We start from the raw sequence: 16,453 nt of genomic DNA, 5'->3' as shown, positions 1-16,453 counted from the left end.
TCATTTCCGCTCAGGCCGCCGCGCGCCTTGAACGTCACCGGCTCCGCGCACCGTCGCTCACCTTGAACACGGCCACCGCATCGCGCAGCACTTCCGCCTGTGACTCGAGCGACTGCGCCGACGCCGCCACCTCTTCCACAAGCGCCGCGTTACGCTGCGTGGCTTCGTCGATCTGCGCGATCGCGTGATTGACCTGCTCGATGCCGTCGCTCTGTTCGAGCGTCGCCGCTTCAATCTCGCGCATGATGTCGTTCACGTGCGAGACGGCGGTACGCGCGGCGTCCATCGTGTCGCGCGCGTCTTCGACGAGCCGCGCGCCCGATCCAACCGTCGCGACGGAAGCGGAGATCAGTTCCTTGATTTCCTTGGCCGCAGTCCCCGAGCGCTGAGCGAGGCTGCGCACTTCGCTCGCGACCACGGCGAAGCCGCGTCCCTGCTCGCCCGCGCGCGCCGCTTCGACGGCCGCATTGAGCGCGAGAATGTTGGTCTGGAACGCGATGCCCTCGATGATGCCGGTGATCTCCTCCACCTTGCGCGACGACGCCGAGATCTCGTTCATCGTCACGTTCACGCGCGCAACGACGTCCGCGCCGTGCGAGACCGTGTCGAGCGCGCCCTGCGCAAGACCGCTCGCCTCTTTCGCGCTCGCCGTGTTCTGGCGCACCGTGCCCGACAATTCATGGAGACTCGCCGCCGTCTCCTGGAGCGCGGCGGCCTGCTGCGACGTGCGGCTGGACAGGTCGGCGTTGCCCGCCGAGATCTGGTTCGCGCCAAGCGCGATCTCCTGCGTGCTGCCGCGCACGCGCGAAACGGTACCCGTCAGCCCGTCGCGCATCTGCATGAGCGCGCCGAGCAACTGGCCCATCTCGTTGGTCGAGCGCACGCGCACGTCCACGCCCAGATCGCCTGCCGCGATGCGCTGGAAGTGACGGATCATCTGATTCACAGGCTTGATGACGGCCGTCGAGAGACCCGCGCGCGCAATGAGCCCAAGTGCGATGCCCACGACGCCGATCACACCAAACACGATGACCGAGACGTTGAAGCGTTGCGCTGCGGTGTCGGCCTCGCGCTGCTCTTGCGTGACGTGCCATTGTTCGAGCGCGTCGATCGCCTTGGCGTAGTCGGCGTAGTAACGATTGGCGGTTTCACCCTGGATCGTGCGGAAGGTGCTGAAATCATCGTCGACCAGTGCCTTGTACTCCGGCTCCAGCGCCTGATCGACGAGCGCCGCGCGCGTCTGCGCAACCGCCTGCACGAGCCGGGCTTCGTCGCCGGCAAACGGGCCCGCGCTGTAGCTGCGGAACTGATCGTTCGAATCGGCGAGCACGTGATGGGCTTGATCGAGCATCTGCGGCGTGGCCTTGCCGACGTTGAAGAGCGTCTCATAGCCGCCAAGCGCGAGACGCACCTGCAGCAACTTCTCCGAACTCGTCTTGAGTGCAACGAGCGACTGCGCACCTGCACGGATTTCAGTGAGGCTGTCGTTCGTCAGCTTCAACGAACCGTAGGCCACCCCGATCATGATCAACAGGAACGCGATGAAGCTGCCGATAACAAAGGTAAGTCCACCGCGGATAGTGACGTTCTTTAGCATGGCGTGTCCGTAGCGTAGCGAGTGGGCCGGCGCGCAAGAGCGCGCATCGTTACCGATAACGGCATGCGGGACGCCCGGCTGCATAGGGACTATCCATGAGGGAATAGCCATGTTGCCGGTGCGGGCAATACGGTCGGCTGCGTGGCGCACCCGAAGGCGCGACACCGCACCCGGCAAGTGGCTGCGGACGATGAGCCAGCGCACGCCGTGATGCCGCGCCCACGCTTACCCTTTTTTCGACCTGTCGTACCCGGGCGTGACGATCCCCCTTCTTCCGCGCGCTCGCGCATGTTGCGTTTCGCTGTCCCGTTCCGCCATGCCCAATATTTACACCCCACTCGCGCGCACACCCCGCCGCTTCCGCTCCATCAATCCAGGGAGCACCGTCAGGACGATCGCGATGCCCGGAAAGATCGACATTCACGGCACCTGCCTCGCAAACTCGTTAGCAGTATTTAACATCGATATCCGGAAAGGCGCCGATGGCATTCGTCCGAGCGCGAGAAGCGCGAGAAACGCGAGGGTCACCTCGGCAACGAAATTCCAGCCGGTGACCCAGAAGCGATCGTTCGCAGCAGCGGTCGAAAGGGCTCAGGCGACGCAGGTTGCCGTCAATCAGCAGTTTGGGTCATCCGCGAGACCGGGATTCGCCGTCATCCACCACTCTCGCGGAACGGATGAACAGCGCTCGAAACTTGTTCCAGAAATCGCCGCCGAGCACCAGGAAGCTGGCAACCAGCATCAGGTCGCCAAGCAACTGCACCTCCCACCGATGTGGCAGCAGCCCGGGCCAGATCGCATCCACGTAGGGCTCTAGCATGCCTGACACCAGAGGCAGGCAGAACATCACGAGGCCGATGGCGTAGCGCACCGGCCCCACGGTATCGGCGGGGAAAAGCGGCCTGAAGTGGCGCAACAGGTGAACCTTCAGCCGCTCGAATCCGGGCTTGCCCATGACCGCGACACAGGCCAGCAGCATAAGTTTGTTGGCAACCACGATCGCGCCGGTCAGCGTCGCGATGCCAGCGGCAGATATGCCGGCAAGGGCTGCGAGAGGGACGAGCACCCAGGCCGCGTAGGCCAGCACGAAGACGCCGATGCCGGCACGGAAGCGCCAGGTGCCCGAATCGACGATTTTGGCCCGCGTGTCGGGAATCGTCATGTGCCCCCTCCTGGGTGAGGAGTCCGGCCTCCGGCGAGCGCGGAAGCGTCCCGGCGGCCAGGATCCAACGTCTATCATCGGCGGTAGCCTGTGAGGACTCTTGCCGGACGCTCGTCGAATCGTTGCAGACCTTTCCCTGGATCACGTTTTCAAGGCCCGCCGTTTTACGGCAACGTTGACCTCCCGCCATGGTCCGTCCAACATAGCATCCTGGAACCGTAACAGCACCTTAAATTTTCCGAGCGATGCCTATGGAACACCCTGAGTCGCCCACCCAGTCTCTGACGTACCGTCTGAAAGCGCTGAACAGAATCGCTGATCGCAAGAGCAGCGAATTGGCTCGCGAGCAGCTGGGTCTGCCTTATCCGGAGGCGAATGTGATCGCCGTCATCGGCACGTTCGGCCCGCAGACCCTCATGGATATATCGCGGCGAGCCAACCTCGATAAAGGTCAGGCGAGCCGTACAGTCGAGGCCCTCCTTTCCAGGGAGATGGTCGCGAGCGGAAGCAATCGTCAGGATGGTCGCAGTGTGATCATCTCGCTGACCGCCTCGGGCAAGAAAGTCTTCAGGAAAGTCGGGCCGACGATGAAGATTCGCGACCAGGACCTGTACAGCTGCCTCGATGACTCAGAAGTTGCGACGTTACGCTATCTTCTGGACAAGGTGCTAACCGCCTCCGGCTGGGAAAGCGTCTGACGCGTGTGCCGCGAATGCGCGAGCCATCGTCGTACCGTTCGGTGGCTCGTGTATCGGCGTTTCGGGGCTTACCTTCTCCAGCCGCTCGCCCCGCGTCCTCGACCACCTCAGAATCTGATTTGCGTCCCAGGTTCAGCCATGGGGCGCTGCTCCCCTGCCGGCCGCCGTTGATCTCCCGAGTGTCGTGACGACCTCGTTCTTGCGCTCGACGACTCGCTCACCCCATCAAAGCGTTCGCAGGGTCGGGACGCTCTTTCCCTCGTTGATCGCCGAATCGCGCGCGTATCGATTTCGGGTCACTACCAGCCAGAACGTGCTTGTTCGGACGTGAGAACGCCTGGAGAGAAGCTCCGGTTTCCGCGCAACGCGAAAACGCAAATGCGATCGCGGCACCCATTTTTCCGATCCCGCATGGCTGTTCGTGGCTCGGCACGCTCCGTGAGTGACCAAAACAGCTGTTGCCGCACCGCCGATGCTCGCGACAACGCGTCGCGCACAGGCAAGCGGACTTGCGCTTGAGCGAGCGGTCGTTCATGTCCGGCGCCGGTGTTCCGGGTCAGCGAAGCCGGGCGGAGGCTTCCCGCCAGCGCACATCGACGGAAAAGGCTGCCTCGCCTGAATTCTGGTTAGCTAACTTTCCGCACAAGGACGCGTTCAGTATCACGGATCATTCGCCCATCAATTGACGCTTCCGGTAACAACCGCGAACTTGTCGCTGCCAAATAAGAGATTGCGACGCGGTGACACATACAAATTCCTTACAGACAAGCCTATAGTTGATTTATCAACTACGGTGCGTCGCCACATAACGCGATCTGAATGACGCTTCACGCCGAAGCGAGTCACTACCAGATCCGTACCCGCATTTTCCGTTTTGCAGCAGCAACGAGGTAGCAGTCGGATTTGGCAGATACGGCCGCTATCTCACCGAGCCTTTGCCAAGGACAAAAGCAGCGAATCCGGCGAATTCCGCCGGCGCGAGTCCGTGTGTCGGCGCGAATGTCTATCAAGGGCGCAGTCGAAACATTTGTATTAAGGATACCTATGCATTGTTCAAAGAAAATTTTACTCGCTAACGCCACGCGCTTGTCCAGCTCATGCACTGCAAGAACGCTATCACTCGCCTTCAGTGAAGAACGGAAACTTCATGAATCAGATCTCTAACTCCAAACGGCCATGGGTCGTCCTGCTCGGCACGCTTGTCGCGCAACTCGTGCTTGGCTCCATTTATACATGGAGTCTCTTTAACCAGCCTTTGGTCACCCAGTTCGGCTGGCCGCTCGGCAAGGTCGCACTCACCTTCGCCTTCACTACCGTTTTTCTCGCGCTCGGGGCGTCTGCTTCCGGCCCGCTTGAGCGCAAGTTCGGCATCCGGAAAACGGTTATCGGCTCAGCCATCCTGCTCGTCGCCGGGTTGTTTCTCGCCTCCCGTGTCAGCTCCCTCTGGCAACTGTATCTGACCGCGGGCGTCATGGTCGGCTTTGCCAACGGTGTCAGCTACATGCTCACGCTCTCCAACATGATTCGCTGGATGCCGGAGCGCAAGGGCCTGATTTCCGGACTTTCGATCAGCGCATACGGACTGGGCAGCTTTGTCTTCAAGTACGTCAACGTCGCATTGCTCCACGAATTCGGCGTATCGAGTGCGTTCGCGTTCTGGGGAATCCTGATTTCCGTTTTGCTCATTGGCATTACCCCGCTGCTCACCAGCGCTCCGCAGGACACAGCCGGTGCCCCCGCGAAGACGGGCTATAGCCTGCGCGAAGTCCTTCGCATGCCGCAGGCGTACCTTATCTTCGTGATGCTGTTCACCACCTGCATGGGCGGTCTTTATTCCATCAGCATCGCAACCGACGTCGGCATTCGTCTCGTCGACCTCACTGCCGCGGAAGCTGCGGAAGCAGTCTCGATCATGGCGCTGGCCAACATCGCCGGGCGGTTGATCCTGGGCCCCGGGTCCGACCACGTCGGCCGCAAGCCTGCTATCGCTCTCGCACTGGTGTTGATGCTGAGCGGCGTGTGTCTCCTGCTCTTCGCTCCGCTTTCGAAGCCGATTTTCCTCGTCTCCATGGCGGCGATCACCTTCAGCTTCGGTGGATGCCTGACGGTCTATCCGGCAATGGTCGGCGACTACTTCGGTGTGAAGAATGTCACCCAGATCTACGGCCTGGTCTATCAGGGCTTCGGTCTCAGCGCGCTGACTGGCGCACTCATCGGGATATTGGGTGGCGGTCTGCAAGGCACCTTCTTCGCGATCATCGCCCTGTGCGCCGTGTCTCTCTCGATCGTGCTGTTTATCCGCCCCCCTCGGCCCGCCTCTGCTCCGCTGCAAGCTGCCGGCGGCCAGGCATAACGCCCGACCGAGGATGGAAGTAACAACACCTTTCAGGTGCAAGCCAGGTGCAGCCCCCGCGCCTTCACTGCGGGGGCGCTCACCTCGCCTGCCCTGGGCAAAGAACCGTTTTGAATTCCTGGGTACCACCATGTCAGACCAACAACCACTTGTGCTCGTCGTAAACAGCGGATCGTCGTCGGTGAAGTTCAAGCTGCTGCCGGCTGACGGCAGCAGCCCGCTGCTCAGTGGTATCGCCGAATCACTCTGCACGTCTGGACCGGCCCGGCTGATCGTTCGGCAGAACGGTGAAAGATTCACCGAAGAACTCACCAGCACCGGACACCAGAACGCGCTCCGCGCGATCCTCTCGCTCGTGAAAAGCAACGGCTGGATCAAGCGCGTGAGAGCAGTCGGTCACCGTGTCGTGCACGGCGGCGAGCGCTTCACCGAATCAGCTCGCATCACGCCCGAAGTCATTCGCAATATCGAGGCGTGCACTGATTTCGCGCCCTTGCACAACGCGGCGAATCTGCTCGGCATTCGTGCCTGCAGCGAACTCCTTCCGTCGATACCGCAGGTCGCGGTCTTCGATACGGCGTTTCATCAGACCATGCCCGTCGAAGCGTTCACCTACGCGATTCCCCAGCGCTTCTATCGCGATCACGGAATCCGCCGCTACGGTTTTCACGGCACGTCCTTCCGCTATGTTTCGGAGCGGGCCGTCGAACTGCTTGGCCTCGACCCTGACGATCACGGACTGGTGATTGTCCACCTCGGCAACGGCGCTTCGGCCTGCGCGGTGCGTAACGGCAAAAGCTGCGATACGACGATGGGGTTCACCCCGCTCGAGGGCCTCGTCATGGGCACGCGCTCGGGCGATCTGGACATCGGCGCTGCAGCGCAGATCGGGCGTGTCGCGCAGTTGAACCTCGCAGGTGTCGAAGCCCTCTTGAATCGCGACTCGGGATTGCTCGGCATCTCTGAACTGTCGAGCGACTTCAGGACGCTCGAGGATGCAGCCGATTTTGGCGATCAGAGCGCGGAGCTCGCCCTCGATGTATTTACTCACCGCGTCGTGCGCTATATCGGTGCGCTCGCGACATCGCTGACCCGCTTCGACGGCGTCATCTTCACCGGTGGCATTGGCGAGAATTCGGCGCGCTTGAGGGAGATGGTGCTCAACCGCCTTCGCGCCTTCTCTTTCGTCCTGCACGCCCAGACGAATCGCCGGATGGTGGGTGGCGCATGCGGGCGAATCGACCGCGGCTCACACACCCAGGCGTGGGTCATCCCGACGGACGAGGAAGCGATGATCGCGCGTGACGCGATTCGCATTGCCGGGCTGCATCAGCAGGGACTTTTGCGCGCCGCTTGATGGGGCTCCAAAGGTGATGCGCCTCGCTCGAACAATGAGCGAGAAGAACTGTAGATCAAACGGAAAAAGACAGGTCGAGCGTATCCGCCGACTGGAAGTATCGATTCGTAACGCGCCGCCACAAGCGGTACTAGCAAACTAGATAGATGGAGTTTCAGAATGAACGTAGTCTCGCATGAATGGAAAGCAGACCCCTGGGCAGGTTTTGTCGAGGGCCCGTGGCAATCGTCGGTGGACGTGCGCAGCTTCATCCAGCTCAACTACACGCCGTACGAAGGCGACAATTCGTTCCTCGCGGGGCCGACTGCACGAACCCAGGCTTTGTGGAACACGCTTTCGGTTCTGCTTAAGGCCGAGCGCGAAAAGGGCGTCCTCGACGTTTCCGCCGACCGTGCAGCGTCCATTACCGCACACGCGCCCGGCTACATCGACCGCGCCAATGAACTCATCGTCGGTCTGCAAACCGACGCCCCGCTCAAGCGCGCGATCATGCCCAATGGCGGGCTGCGCATGGTTGAATCGGGTCTTGAGGCGTATGGCTTCAAGCTCGATCCGATCATCAAGGAAATCTGGACGCTCTATCGCAAGAGCCACAACCAGGGCATTTTCGACGTCTATTCGCCCGATGTGCTCGCCGCACGCAAGTCCGGGATCATCACGGGTCTGCCCGATGCCTACGGCCGCGGCCGGATCATCGGCGACTACCGGCGCGTGGCGCTTTACGGCGTCGACGCGCTCCAGCGCGATCGCCAGCGTGCCTTCCACGAACTGGACAACGCCGTGTTCGACGAGAAGACGCTGCTCACACGCGAAGAACTCTCCGAACAGTATCGCGCGCTCGAAGAACTGAAGACCATGGCGGCGAGCTACGGCTACGACATCGCACGGCCCGCTCTGACCGCGCGCGAAGCGGTGCAATGGACCTATTTCGCCTACCTCGCGGCGGTCAAGGAACAGAACGGCGCGGCGATGTCGCTTGGCCGTATCACGACCTTCCTCGACATCTATATCGAGCGAGATCTGGCGCGTGAACTCATCACCGAGGAAGAGGTGCAGGAGCTCTTCGACGATCTCGTGATCAAGCTTCGCATCGTCCGCTTCCTGCGCACGCCCGACTACGACCAGCTGTTCTCCGGCGACCCGACGTGGGTAACCGAGGCGATCGGCGGCATGGGCGAGGACGGCCGTACGCTCGTTTCGCGCTCGAGCTTCCGCATCCTGCAAACGCTGTTCAATCTGGGGCCGGCTCCCGAGCCTAACCTCACCGTGCTCTGGTCCGAAAAGCTGCCTCAGGGCTTCAAGGACTACTGCGCGGAGGTCTCGGTCCAGACATCGTCGATCCAGTACGAAAACGACGACCTGATGCGTCCTCAATGGGGCGACGACTACGGCATCGCCTGCTGCGTGTCAGCCATGCGCATCGGCAAGCAAATGCAGTTCTTCGGCGCGCGCGCGAACCTCGCCAAAACTCTGCTGTACGCAATCAACGGCGGCGTGGACGAGGTAAGCGGCAAGTTGGTTGCCGAAGGCTTCGAACCGATCAGGGGCGACGTGCTCGAGTACGAGGAAGTGGTGGCGAAGCTCGATCCGTTGATGGACTGGCTGGCCCGCACGTATGTCAAGGCGCTCAACGCCATCCACTACATGCACGACAAGTACGCCTACGAGCGTATCGAAATGGCGCTTCATGATCGCGACATCCTGCGCACGATGGCCTGTGGCATCGCCGGCCTGTCGGTCGCCGCAGACAGCCTTTCGGCCATCCGTTATGCGAAGGTCAAAGTAGTGCGTAACGAGGCGGGACTCGCGGTGGACTACGTGATCGAGGGTGAATATCCGGCGTATGGCAACAACGACGACCGCGTCGACCAGATTGCCGTATGGCTGACCGAGACGTTCATGAAGAAGATTACGGCGCAACCGTACTTCTATCGCGAATCGGTGCCGACGCAGTCCGTGCTCACCATCACGTCGAATGTGGTGTACGGCAAGAAGACGGGCAACACGCCGGATGGCCGCCGCGCGGGCGAGCCATTTGCGCCTGGCGCGAATCCGATGAACGGCCGCGATACGAAGGGCTTCGTCGCGGCGGGCGCTTCGGTTGCGAAGATCCCCTACTGGTGCGCGCTCGACGGCATTTCGTGGACGGCATCGGCCACGCCCGATGCGCTCGGCCGGCGTCCGGATGAGCGCAGGCGCAATCTCGCGAACTGCCTCGATGCGTTCGCTCACGCACGCGGACACCACGTCAACGTGAACGTGTTCAACCGCGAAACGCTGATCGACGCCATGGAGCATCCGGAGAAGTACCCGCAACTCACCATTCGGGTTTCCGGTTACGCCGTGAACTTCGTGAAACTGACGCGCGAACAGCAACTCGACGTTATTTCGCGAACATTCCACGCTTCGCTCTAAGCCCCACGCCGGGCCGGATGCCTTCGCAACCGGTCCGGCAAACCGATCATCAAGGACACGCCATGTACCCCGCCGTTCACACTCCGACAATCCACCGCATGCAAGCCCCGCGCCGCGTCCTCGCGAAAGCAGCAGTGCCGCGCGGCCTGCTTCACTCGGTGGACACCGGCGCGGCGGCCGACGGTCCTGGCGTGCGCTTCGTCTACTTCTTCTCTGGCTGCCCCCTGCGCTGCCAGTACTGCCACAACCCGGACACGTGGCGCTTTTCGTCCGGGCGCGAGATTACCGTTGACGAAGCCGTAGAAGAGATCCGCCCCTACGCGCGATTCCTGCGCTTCACAGGTGGCGTGACGGTCTCAGGCGGCGAGCCGCTCGCGCAACGCGCGTTCGTTGGCGAACTGCTCAAACGGCTCCGCAACGAGCTCAATCTGCACACCGCGCTCGACACACAGGGTTACCTCGGCGGCACGGTCAGCGACACATGGCTCGACGCTGTGGATCTCGTGCTGCTCGATATCAAGCATATCGACCCGGCACACTACCGGAAGCTGACCCGCGTCGACCTCGCACCGACGCTCGCGTTCGCGCGGCGCCTCGCGCATCTGAATAAATCCGTGTGGATCCGTTACGTGCTGGTACCCGGCCTCACCGACGATCCCGTCCACATCGCGCAGCTCGGTGACTTTCTGCGCGAACTGGGTCCGATCGTCAAGCGTGTCGATGTACTGCCCTTTCATCAACTCGGCGCACACAAATGGAAATCCCTCGACCTCGACTACAAGCTGGCCTACGTCAAACCACCCTCGGCTGCAAAGGTTGCCGAGGCTGTCCAGATCCTGCGTGAGCGCGGCCTGCCGGCCGAATAAGGGAAAAACCAGATCATGAGCAACACAGCACGTATCTTTTATCTCGTTCCGGTGTCACGTGACGCCGGCCTTACGTCGATGGCGCTCGGACTCGTGCGCGCGCTGCAGCTTGCTGGCGTTCGCGTCGGGTTCGCGAAACCGGTCGCGCAGGCCGAGGCGGACGCGGCCGAGCCCGACCTCTCGGGGTATTTCGCGCGCACGCTGTGCAGCACGCAAACGCTGGAACCGATTGCCTATACCCGCGCGATCGAACGGGTTCGTGCGGGCGATCTCGCGGGCCTGATGGAGGACGTGGTGTCGAACGTGGACGCAGCGGGCGAAGGTAATCAGATCGTTGTGGTCGAAGGTCTGATTCCGGATGTCGACTTCCAGATCGCGACACGCCTGAACATCGAAATCGTCCGCGCGCTCGGCGCCGAACTCATTCCGGTGGTCTCGGCACGCGCGCGTGGTATCGACGACCTCGACGCAATCGCCGCAGGAGCAGCCGAACAGTACGGCGATGGCGGCCGGCGCCCGCTCGCGGGCGTGCTCGTGAACCATGCGGACGTTCAGCCCGAAACGTCGGCAGAAAATAAGTTATCCGAAACACTCGCGGACGGCACCCCCGTGCTCGCGACCGTGCCAACGGCCGAGCATCTGCTTTCGCCACGATTGATCGACGTCGTCAGTAATCTCGGCTTGCGCGTCCTGCGCACCGGCGCGACCGCACCCGCGCGGGTGCAAAACGTGCTCGTCGCCGCGAGTTCGCCGGAAAAACTGCTACCGCACCTGCGTCCAGGAACGCTGGTCGTGCTGCCCTCAGACAGGGCCGACGCGATGCTTGCCGTCGCCCTGGCCGCGCTTCGCGGCATGCCGATCGCAGGCATGCTTCTCACTGGCGGGGGCGCGCTGCCCGCCGAACTGGCGGGGCTGTTCAGGGGACGTCCACTGGATCACTTGCCAATTCTCGGCACCGACGAGGATACGTTCCACGTCGCGTCGCGCCTCGCGAACCTGTCGAGCCATATCGGCCGCGGCGACGCCGAGCGCATGGAGCAGGTTATCGATTTCATCGGGGAGCGAATCATGACTGCACCGCTGGTCGCGCGTCTGGACGTGCCAGTGATGCCGCTGATGTCGCCGCCGATATTCCGCACGCGCCTTGTCGAATCGGCGCGGGCCGCCAATCGCCGGATCGTGCTGCCCGAAGGCGACGAGCCTCGCACTATCCAGGCCGCGGCACTGTGTGCCGCGCGCGGCATTGCACGCTGCGTGCTGCTCGGATCGCCGGAAACCATTCGCGCCGTGGCCGCCGGTCACGGCATCGAGCTGCCCGCGAATGTCGAAATTGTGGACCCCGAAGTAGTTCGCGAACACTATGTCGCGCCGATGGTGGAATTGCGCCGCGCGAAGGGCCTGACCGAACTTCAGGCGCACCAGCAACTGGAGGACACGGTCGTGCTGGGCACCATGATGCTCGCCACCGGCGAGGTGGACGGCCTCGTCTCCGGCGCGGTCCATACGACGGCCAATACGGTGCGCCCAGCGCTTCAACTGATTCGCACGTTGCCGGACTCGCCGCTCGTATCGAGTGTGTTCTTCATGCTGATGCCCGACCAGGTGTTCGTGTATGGCGACTGTGCGATCAACCCTGATCCGAACGCCGAGGAACTCGCGCAAATCGCCATCCAGTCGGCGGACAGTGCGCGGGCCTTCGGCATCGACCCGCGCGTCGCGATGATCTCTTATTCGACCGGAACCTCCGGCGCGGGCGCGGACGTGGAGAAGGTCAAGGAGGCGACCGCGATCGCGCGACGCTTGCGCCCCGATCTTGTGATCGATGGTCCGATCCAGTACGACGCCGCCGCGGTAGAGGACGTGGCGCGGCAGAAGGCGCCGGGGAGCCCGCTAGGTGGTCACGCGAATGTGTTCGTGTTTCCCGACCTCAACACGGGAAATACGACCTACAAAGCTGTGCAGCGCTCGGCGAACGTCGTCTCGGTAGGCCCGATGCTTCAGGGCCTGCGCAAGCCGGTGAATGACCTCTCGCGCGGCGCGCTCGTCGACGACATCGTGTACACGATTGCCCTTACCGCCATTCAGGCCGCGACGCGCAAAACCGTTCAGAAAGAGCGCGCCGCTGCTGCCCCGGCTGCACGAAGTGTCCATTCGGCGCGGTCAGTGCCGCGCGCAGAATTCGGCGAAGCGCCCCGCGAAGCCGCGTGAATGATTCAGGCTACCTGACGATGCTTTAGATTGCGTGAGCCCATTGTTCAATCGACAGGATGGACCGTCGAGCTTCTGGTTGCGGCCCGGATGCGTGAGAGCGCAACCGGGCGCGCCACCTGTTCATCGCCTCTCGCCACCGGGGTGCAACCTTGCCGTTTGCCTGCAAAAAAATGACGATTTCAAGGCAGATTCGAAATATCGCTATTACGAGGGGTTATTAAGCGACCAGCGTTAGCTGGCTCCGAATCCCGCAAAGCCCCGTGTGGCGGGGCTCTCAGGCTCGCGGAAAGGCGCGCACCCAGCCCCTGCGGTCGAGGGGCGTCGCCCCTGGCAGGCGGCGGCCGCAACGCGACGTTTAGGTATACTCGCGGCCTTTCCCTCAACGATTTTTCGCGCCGCCCCGCTCATCATGTCCGATATGTCCACGTCGTTCAGCGGTACGCCGCGCCGCCTCGACTTCATCAATCCGAAGTCGCTCACCGTCGCGCTCGCCCTCGTCGTGCTCGGCGCGATCTATCTCGCGCAGACCGTGAGCGTGAAGCAGGCCGCGTTGTACGTCCTCGGCGCGTTGCTCGGCATCACGCTCTATCACGCCGCGTTCGGCTTCACGTCCGCGTGGCGCGTGTTCATCGCCGATGGCCGCGGCGCCGGCCTGCGCGCGCAGATGCTGATGCTCGCGATCGGCGTGCTGCTGTTCTTCCCGGCGCTTTCCGCCGGCACGCTGTTCGGTCATCCGGTCGTCGGCGAAGTGTCGCCCGTCGGCACGTCGGTCCTGATCGGCGCGTTCATGTTCGGCATCGGCATGCAGCTCGGCGGCGGCTGTGCCTCCGGCACGCTGTTCACGGTCGGCGGCGGCAGCACGCGGATGGTCGTCACGCTGATCGCGTTCATCCTCGGCTCGGTGATCGGTACGGCGCACATGCCGTTCTGGTCCGCACTGCCGCATCTCCAGCCGATCTCGCTCGTGAAGACGCTCGGCGTCGGCCCCGGCATCGCGCTGAACCTCGTGGTGTTCGCGGCGATCGCCGCGCTGACCGTGCTGATCGAAAAGCGCCGTCACGGCCGTCTCGTGAACGACGTGGAGCGCGCACCGAACGCATCGCGTTGGCTGCACGGCCCGTGGCCGCTCGTCGTCGGCGGCGTCGTGCTCGCGATCCTGAACTTCGTGACCCTCGCGCTTTCGGGCCATCCGTGGGGTATCACGTCGGCGTTCGCGCTGTGGGGCGCCAAGGCGTTCTCCGCGATGGGCATCGACGTCGCGAGCTGGCATGTGTGGAGCACCGGCCCTAACGCGGCCGCCCTCGCCGCGCCGCTCAGCCACGACGTGAAGTCGGTCATGGACTTCGGCATCGTGATCGGCGCGATGGTTGCCGCTTCGCTCGCCGGCCGCTTCGCGCCGGTGTGGCGTCTGCCGCTGCGCTCGCTGATCGCGGCAATTGTCGGCGGACTGCTGATGGGCTACGGCGCACGCCTGGCATATGGCTGCAATATCGGCGCGTACTTCAGCGGCATCGTGTCGGGTAGCCTGCACGGCTGGCTGTGGGTCGTCTCGGCATTTTTCGGCAATGTGATCGGCACGAAGCTGCGTCCGCTCTTCGGGCTCGCCGTGGAGCGGGTGAAGAATACCGGCTGCTGACGCACCGCTCTCACCTCTCAAAGAAGAAAGGCAAGGCGCTCGCGCCTTGCCTTTTTTCTTGCGCGTCCATCGCGCGTTCAGAGCGTCCAGAAGCGGTTCTAGATGTTCAGACGCGTGACTTTCGTGCCCGCCAGCGAGACGTCCCCCATCAGGCCCTCGTTCGTAAGGACGAACACCTGGACCGGTGCGGTCGCGGTGGTCGTATCGATCAGACCGTTTGCGCCGACCTTGACGAGCGCCACCGACGCATCCGCCCCAACTGACCAGCCCTCCGACGCGCGGAAGCGGTTGAGCGCGTCCTGCGTCATGAAGCAGAAGATAATCGCCTTCGACTGCGCGCCCGCCTGGAAGCCGAACGAGCCCGACACGGTGTTGAAGTAGCCAACGGTCTCCCCGCCTACACGCAGCGCGCCTTCGCCATACTGCCCACCGACAATGAACCCGGCCTGCAGCACCGACGGGAATACGAGCACGCCACGCGCCTTCGCGAGAAGTTCACGCGAGCCCGGTACAGTGGCATGGAGTTTGTTCAAGGTGCCGTCAACACTCGCGTCAATCGACTGACGCTTCGATGCGTTGTCCGCTGCGGTCGGAGTCGAGCCCGGCGTCGTGGTGCAGCCCCCGACCCCGAAACCACTCGTGGCGAGCGCTGCGGCCGCCGTGAGGATGAAAATTCGTCGTTGCATCGTTATCTCCACGCAAATGGGAAACGAGAACGTAAGCGCAAGCGCTATTCCCGCTCCTGATTACGTGGAGACGATGCAGTTGGCGCGCCGGACAGAGTGGTCGCTCTGAACGCCGTGCGTACTAGATAAGCCGCACGACCAGCGGCGCTGCAAGCACCGTGAAGGCGCCGCCAAGAACCATCGTCAAACTCGCCATAACACCATTCGGCATGCCCCGGTCGTGAGCGCGGATGGTTCCAGCCATCTGCGCTACTGCGCCCAGCGTCGCGCCGTGCGCCTGTGCCGACTTCACTCTGAAAGCCAGGAGCAACACGTCTCCAAGCACCATCCCGGCGGTGCCGCTTGCCACCACAAACAAGGTGGTCAGGTCCCGCGCCCCGGAAAGCTCATCCGATACGACGAAAGCAAACGGCATCGAAATGGACCGCGCCACCAGACTGTGCTCGACGATGGCTGGCAAGTCGAACAGCCGCGCAAGCATCACGGTAGAGACCATCGCAGTCGTTCCCGACACGATGGTGCCCACGAGCAGTACCGGCCACCAATGTCGAACGTACTGACGATTCTGGTAGACCGGGACCGCGAGTGCCAAAGTCAGCGGGCCAATCATCCAGACAAGCACATGCGTCGACTGCAGGTAAGCGTCGAACGGCACATGCAGGAGCGAAAGTCCTGCGATGAGGATGGCCGGCCCGAGAATCAGAGGTGACGTCAAGACATTACGCCAGGCCCGGTGAAGGCGAACGTTGAGCAAATAGACGGCCAGTGTCGCGGCCATACCCACGACGAGCGCCATCATCCACGACCTCTCTGAAGTGCGCGCGTTGCAAGCTCCACCGAAAACGACGTCGCAACCACGCAAATCACCGTGCCCCCGACGACAATCGCAGCGATCGGCAACCAGTTCGCTGCGAGCAAGTCACGTTGGCGCGCAACCGCGACGGCGGGTGGAATCAGGAATAGCGCGCTTTGGGAGATGAGAAGGCGCGCGCCGCTCTCCACGGAAGACACCGGAACCAGCTTCGCGAACAGCCCGGCGAGCACCGCGACGAAGCCGGCCAGTGCCGGGTTAATCGACGTGCCGAGCCATTTTCCAGCGAACGTCAAGGCGACGAATACCGCAATCAGCCCGCCCGCCTGGAGGACACTCCGGATCGCGAGAACCGGCACCGTCGTTTGCATCTGTGTTTGAGCTGTCATAGGTAGACCCGACTTCATATCGCCTGGTGTCTATGCTAGCCTCGATAACATGTAAAATTCATGCATTTTTAACGAAGCGCACGGCCACTGGCGTCGATTTGTTTCGTCTAATGACAGTTCGCTGACTAAATTATGCAAATCGACCAGTTCGATCGAAAAATCCTTGCAACGCTGCAGATGGATGGGTAATGCCCCCGCAAATCCATCGTCGGGAGAAGTAGAATTTTCTCGTTAAGAGGGAGTTCTGCAGATGAAGAAGTCGAGATTCACGG

The 16,453-nt window shown here is 62.6% G+C and carries 12 protein-coding genes; 7 read left to right on the top strand and 5 right to left on the bottom strand.

All coding sequences use genetic code 11. The features are described from left to right. Positions 1-34: 34 nt before the first annotated feature. Together D1Y85_RS24750 and D1Y85_RS24745 are read right to left on the bottom strand one after the other, a co-directional pair. On the bottom strand, positions 35-1,597 hold the full coding sequence (locus tag D1Y85_RS24750) for a methyl-accepting chemotaxis protein (protein WP_124153719.1): 1,563 nt from the start codon (positions 1,595-1,597) through the stop codon (positions 35-37). A 628-nt stretch (positions 1,598-2,225) separates the two neighbouring features. Beyond that, positions 2,226-2,759, bottom strand: coding sequence for a transporter suffix domain-containing protein (locus D1Y85_RS24745; RefSeq protein WP_124153718.1), 534 nt, complete (start codon positions 2,757-2,759; stop codon positions 2,226-2,228). A gap of 251 nt (positions 2,760-3,010) precedes the next feature. Between D1Y85_RS24745 and D1Y85_RS24740 the strand changes: the two genes are divergently transcribed. The 7 genes from D1Y85_RS24740 to D1Y85_RS24710 all read left to right on the top strand — a co-directional run bounded on the left by D1Y85_RS24740 (position 3,011) and on the right by D1Y85_RS24710 (position 14,295). After that, positions 3,011-3,457 carry a MarR family winged helix-turn-helix transcriptional regulator gene (locus D1Y85_RS24740; RefSeq protein WP_185219119.1) on the top strand — a complete coding sequence of 149 codons (447 nt, stop codon included), beginning with the start codon at positions 3,011-3,013 and terminating at the stop codon, positions 3,455-3,457. A gap of 1,147 nt (positions 3,458-4,604) precedes the next feature. Beyond that, a complete protein-coding gene (locus D1Y85_RS24735; protein ID WP_124153716.1) occupies positions 4,605-5,810 on the top strand; it encodes an OFA family MFS transporter in 1,206 nt (401 codons plus the stop codon). A gap of 130 nt (positions 5,811-5,940) precedes the next feature. Beyond that, on the top strand, positions 5,941-7,167 hold the full coding sequence (locus D1Y85_RS24730) for an acetate/propionate family kinase (RefSeq protein WP_124153715.1): 1,227 nt from the start codon (positions 5,941-5,943) through the stop codon (positions 7,165-7,167). A 159-nt stretch (positions 7,168-7,326) separates the two neighbouring features. Beyond that, positions 7,327-9,582 carry a formate C-acetyltransferase gene (gene pflB / locus D1Y85_RS24725; RefSeq protein WP_124153714.1) on the top strand — a complete coding sequence of 752 codons (2,256 nt, stop codon included), beginning with the start codon at positions 7,327-7,329 and terminating at the stop codon, positions 9,580-9,582. A 98-nt stretch (positions 9,583-9,680) separates the two neighbouring features. Then, positions 9,681-10,448, top strand: a complete 768-nt coding sequence (pflA, locus tag D1Y85_RS24720; protein ID WP_124153713.1) for a pyruvate formate-lyase-activating protein — start codon at positions 9,681-9,683, stop codon at positions 10,446-10,448. A 15-nt stretch (positions 10,449-10,463) separates the two neighbouring features. Beyond that, positions 10,464-12,656: a phosphate acetyltransferase gene (gene pta, locus D1Y85_RS24715; RefSeq protein ID WP_124153712.1), complete on the top strand. Its 2,193-nt coding sequence runs from the start codon at positions 10,464-10,466 to the stop codon at positions 12,654-12,656. Between the two features lie 412 nt (positions 12,657-13,068). Further along, positions 13,069-14,295 carry a YeeE/YedE family protein gene (locus D1Y85_RS24710; protein WP_124153711.1) on the top strand — a complete coding sequence of 409 codons (1,227 nt, stop codon included), beginning with the start codon at positions 13,069-13,071 and terminating at the stop codon, positions 14,293-14,295. A gap of 98 nt (positions 14,296-14,393) precedes the next feature. On the opposite strand, the gene D1Y85_RS24705 is transcribed toward D1Y85_RS24710, so the two are convergent. The 3 genes from D1Y85_RS24705 to D1Y85_RS24695 all read right to left on the bottom strand — a co-directional run bounded on the left by D1Y85_RS24705 (position 14,394) and on the right by D1Y85_RS24695 (position 16,181). After that, entirely contained in the window at positions 14,394-14,981 is a 588-nt protein-coding gene (locus D1Y85_RS24705; protein WP_124153710.1) for a BPSL1445 family SYLF domain-containing lipoprotein, read from the bottom strand. 121 nt (positions 14,982-15,102) lie between these two features. After that, positions 15,103-15,780, bottom strand: coding sequence for an LrgB family protein (locus D1Y85_RS24700; protein ID WP_124153709.1), 678 nt, complete (start codon positions 15,778-15,780; stop codon positions 15,103-15,105). Then, entirely contained in the window at positions 15,777-16,181 is a 405-nt protein-coding gene (locus tag D1Y85_RS24695; RefSeq protein WP_185219118.1) for a CidA/LrgA family protein, read from the bottom strand. The genes D1Y85_RS24700 and D1Y85_RS24695 overlap by 4 nt, the downstream gene beginning before the upstream one ends. Between the last annotated feature and the right edge of the window lie 272 nt (positions 16,182-16,453).

It is taken from the genome of Paraburkholderia dinghuensis (assembly GCF_003837865.1).
Lineage (GTDB): Bacteria > Pseudomonadota > Gammaproteobacteria > Burkholderiales > Burkholderiaceae > Paraburkholderia > Paraburkholderia dinghuensis.
The sequence above is the reverse complement of the archived record's forward strand: the minus strand, read 5'-3'. Positions and strand labels throughout refer to the sequence as shown.

Excerpts from the sequence above, each read along its gene's own strand:
- D1Y85_RS24740 (WP_185219119.1), top strand. The coding sequence starts at position 3,011 with ATGGAACACCCTGAGTCGCCCACCCAGTCTCTGACGTACCGTCTGAAA.
- D1Y85_RS24710 (WP_124153711.1), top strand. The coding sequence starts at position 13,069 with ATGTCCGATATGTCCACGTCGTTCAGCGGTACGCCGCGCCGCCTCGAC.
- D1Y85_RS24745 (WP_124153718.1), bottom strand. The coding sequence starts at position 2,759 with ATGACGATTCCCGACACGCGGGCCAAAATCGTCGATTCGGGCACCTGG.
- D1Y85_RS24730 (WP_124153715.1), top strand. The coding sequence starts at position 5,941 with ATGTCAGACCAACAACCACTTGTGCTCGTCGTAAACAGCGGATCGTCG.
- D1Y85_RS24700 (WP_124153709.1), bottom strand. The coding sequence starts at position 15,780 with ATGATGGCGCTCGTCGTGGGTATGGCCGCGACACTGGCCGTCTATTTG.
- D1Y85_RS24695 (WP_185219118.1), bottom strand. The coding sequence starts at position 16,181 with ATGACAGCTCAAACACAGATGCAAACGACGGTGCCGGTTCTCGCGATC.
- D1Y85_RS24750 (WP_124153719.1), bottom strand. The coding sequence starts at position 1,597 with ATGCTAAAGAACGTCACTATCCGCGGTGGACTTACCTTTGTTATCGGC.
- pta (WP_124153712.1), top strand. The coding sequence starts at position 10,464 with ATGAGCAACACAGCACGTATCTTTTATCTCGTTCCGGTGTCACGTGAC.
- pflB (WP_124153714.1), top strand. The coding sequence starts at position 7,327 with ATGAACGTAGTCTCGCATGAATGGAAAGCAGACCCCTGGGCAGGTTTT.
- D1Y85_RS24705 (WP_124153710.1), bottom strand. The coding sequence starts at position 14,981 with ATGCAACGACGAATTTTCATCCTCACGGCGGCCGCAGCGCTCGCCACG.
- pflA (WP_124153713.1), top strand. The coding sequence starts at position 9,681 with ATGCAAGCCCCGCGCCGCGTCCTCGCGAAAGCAGCAGTGCCGCGCGGC.
- D1Y85_RS24735 (WP_124153716.1), top strand. The coding sequence starts at position 4,605 with ATGAATCAGATCTCTAACTCCAAACGGCCATGGGTCGTCCTGCTCGGC.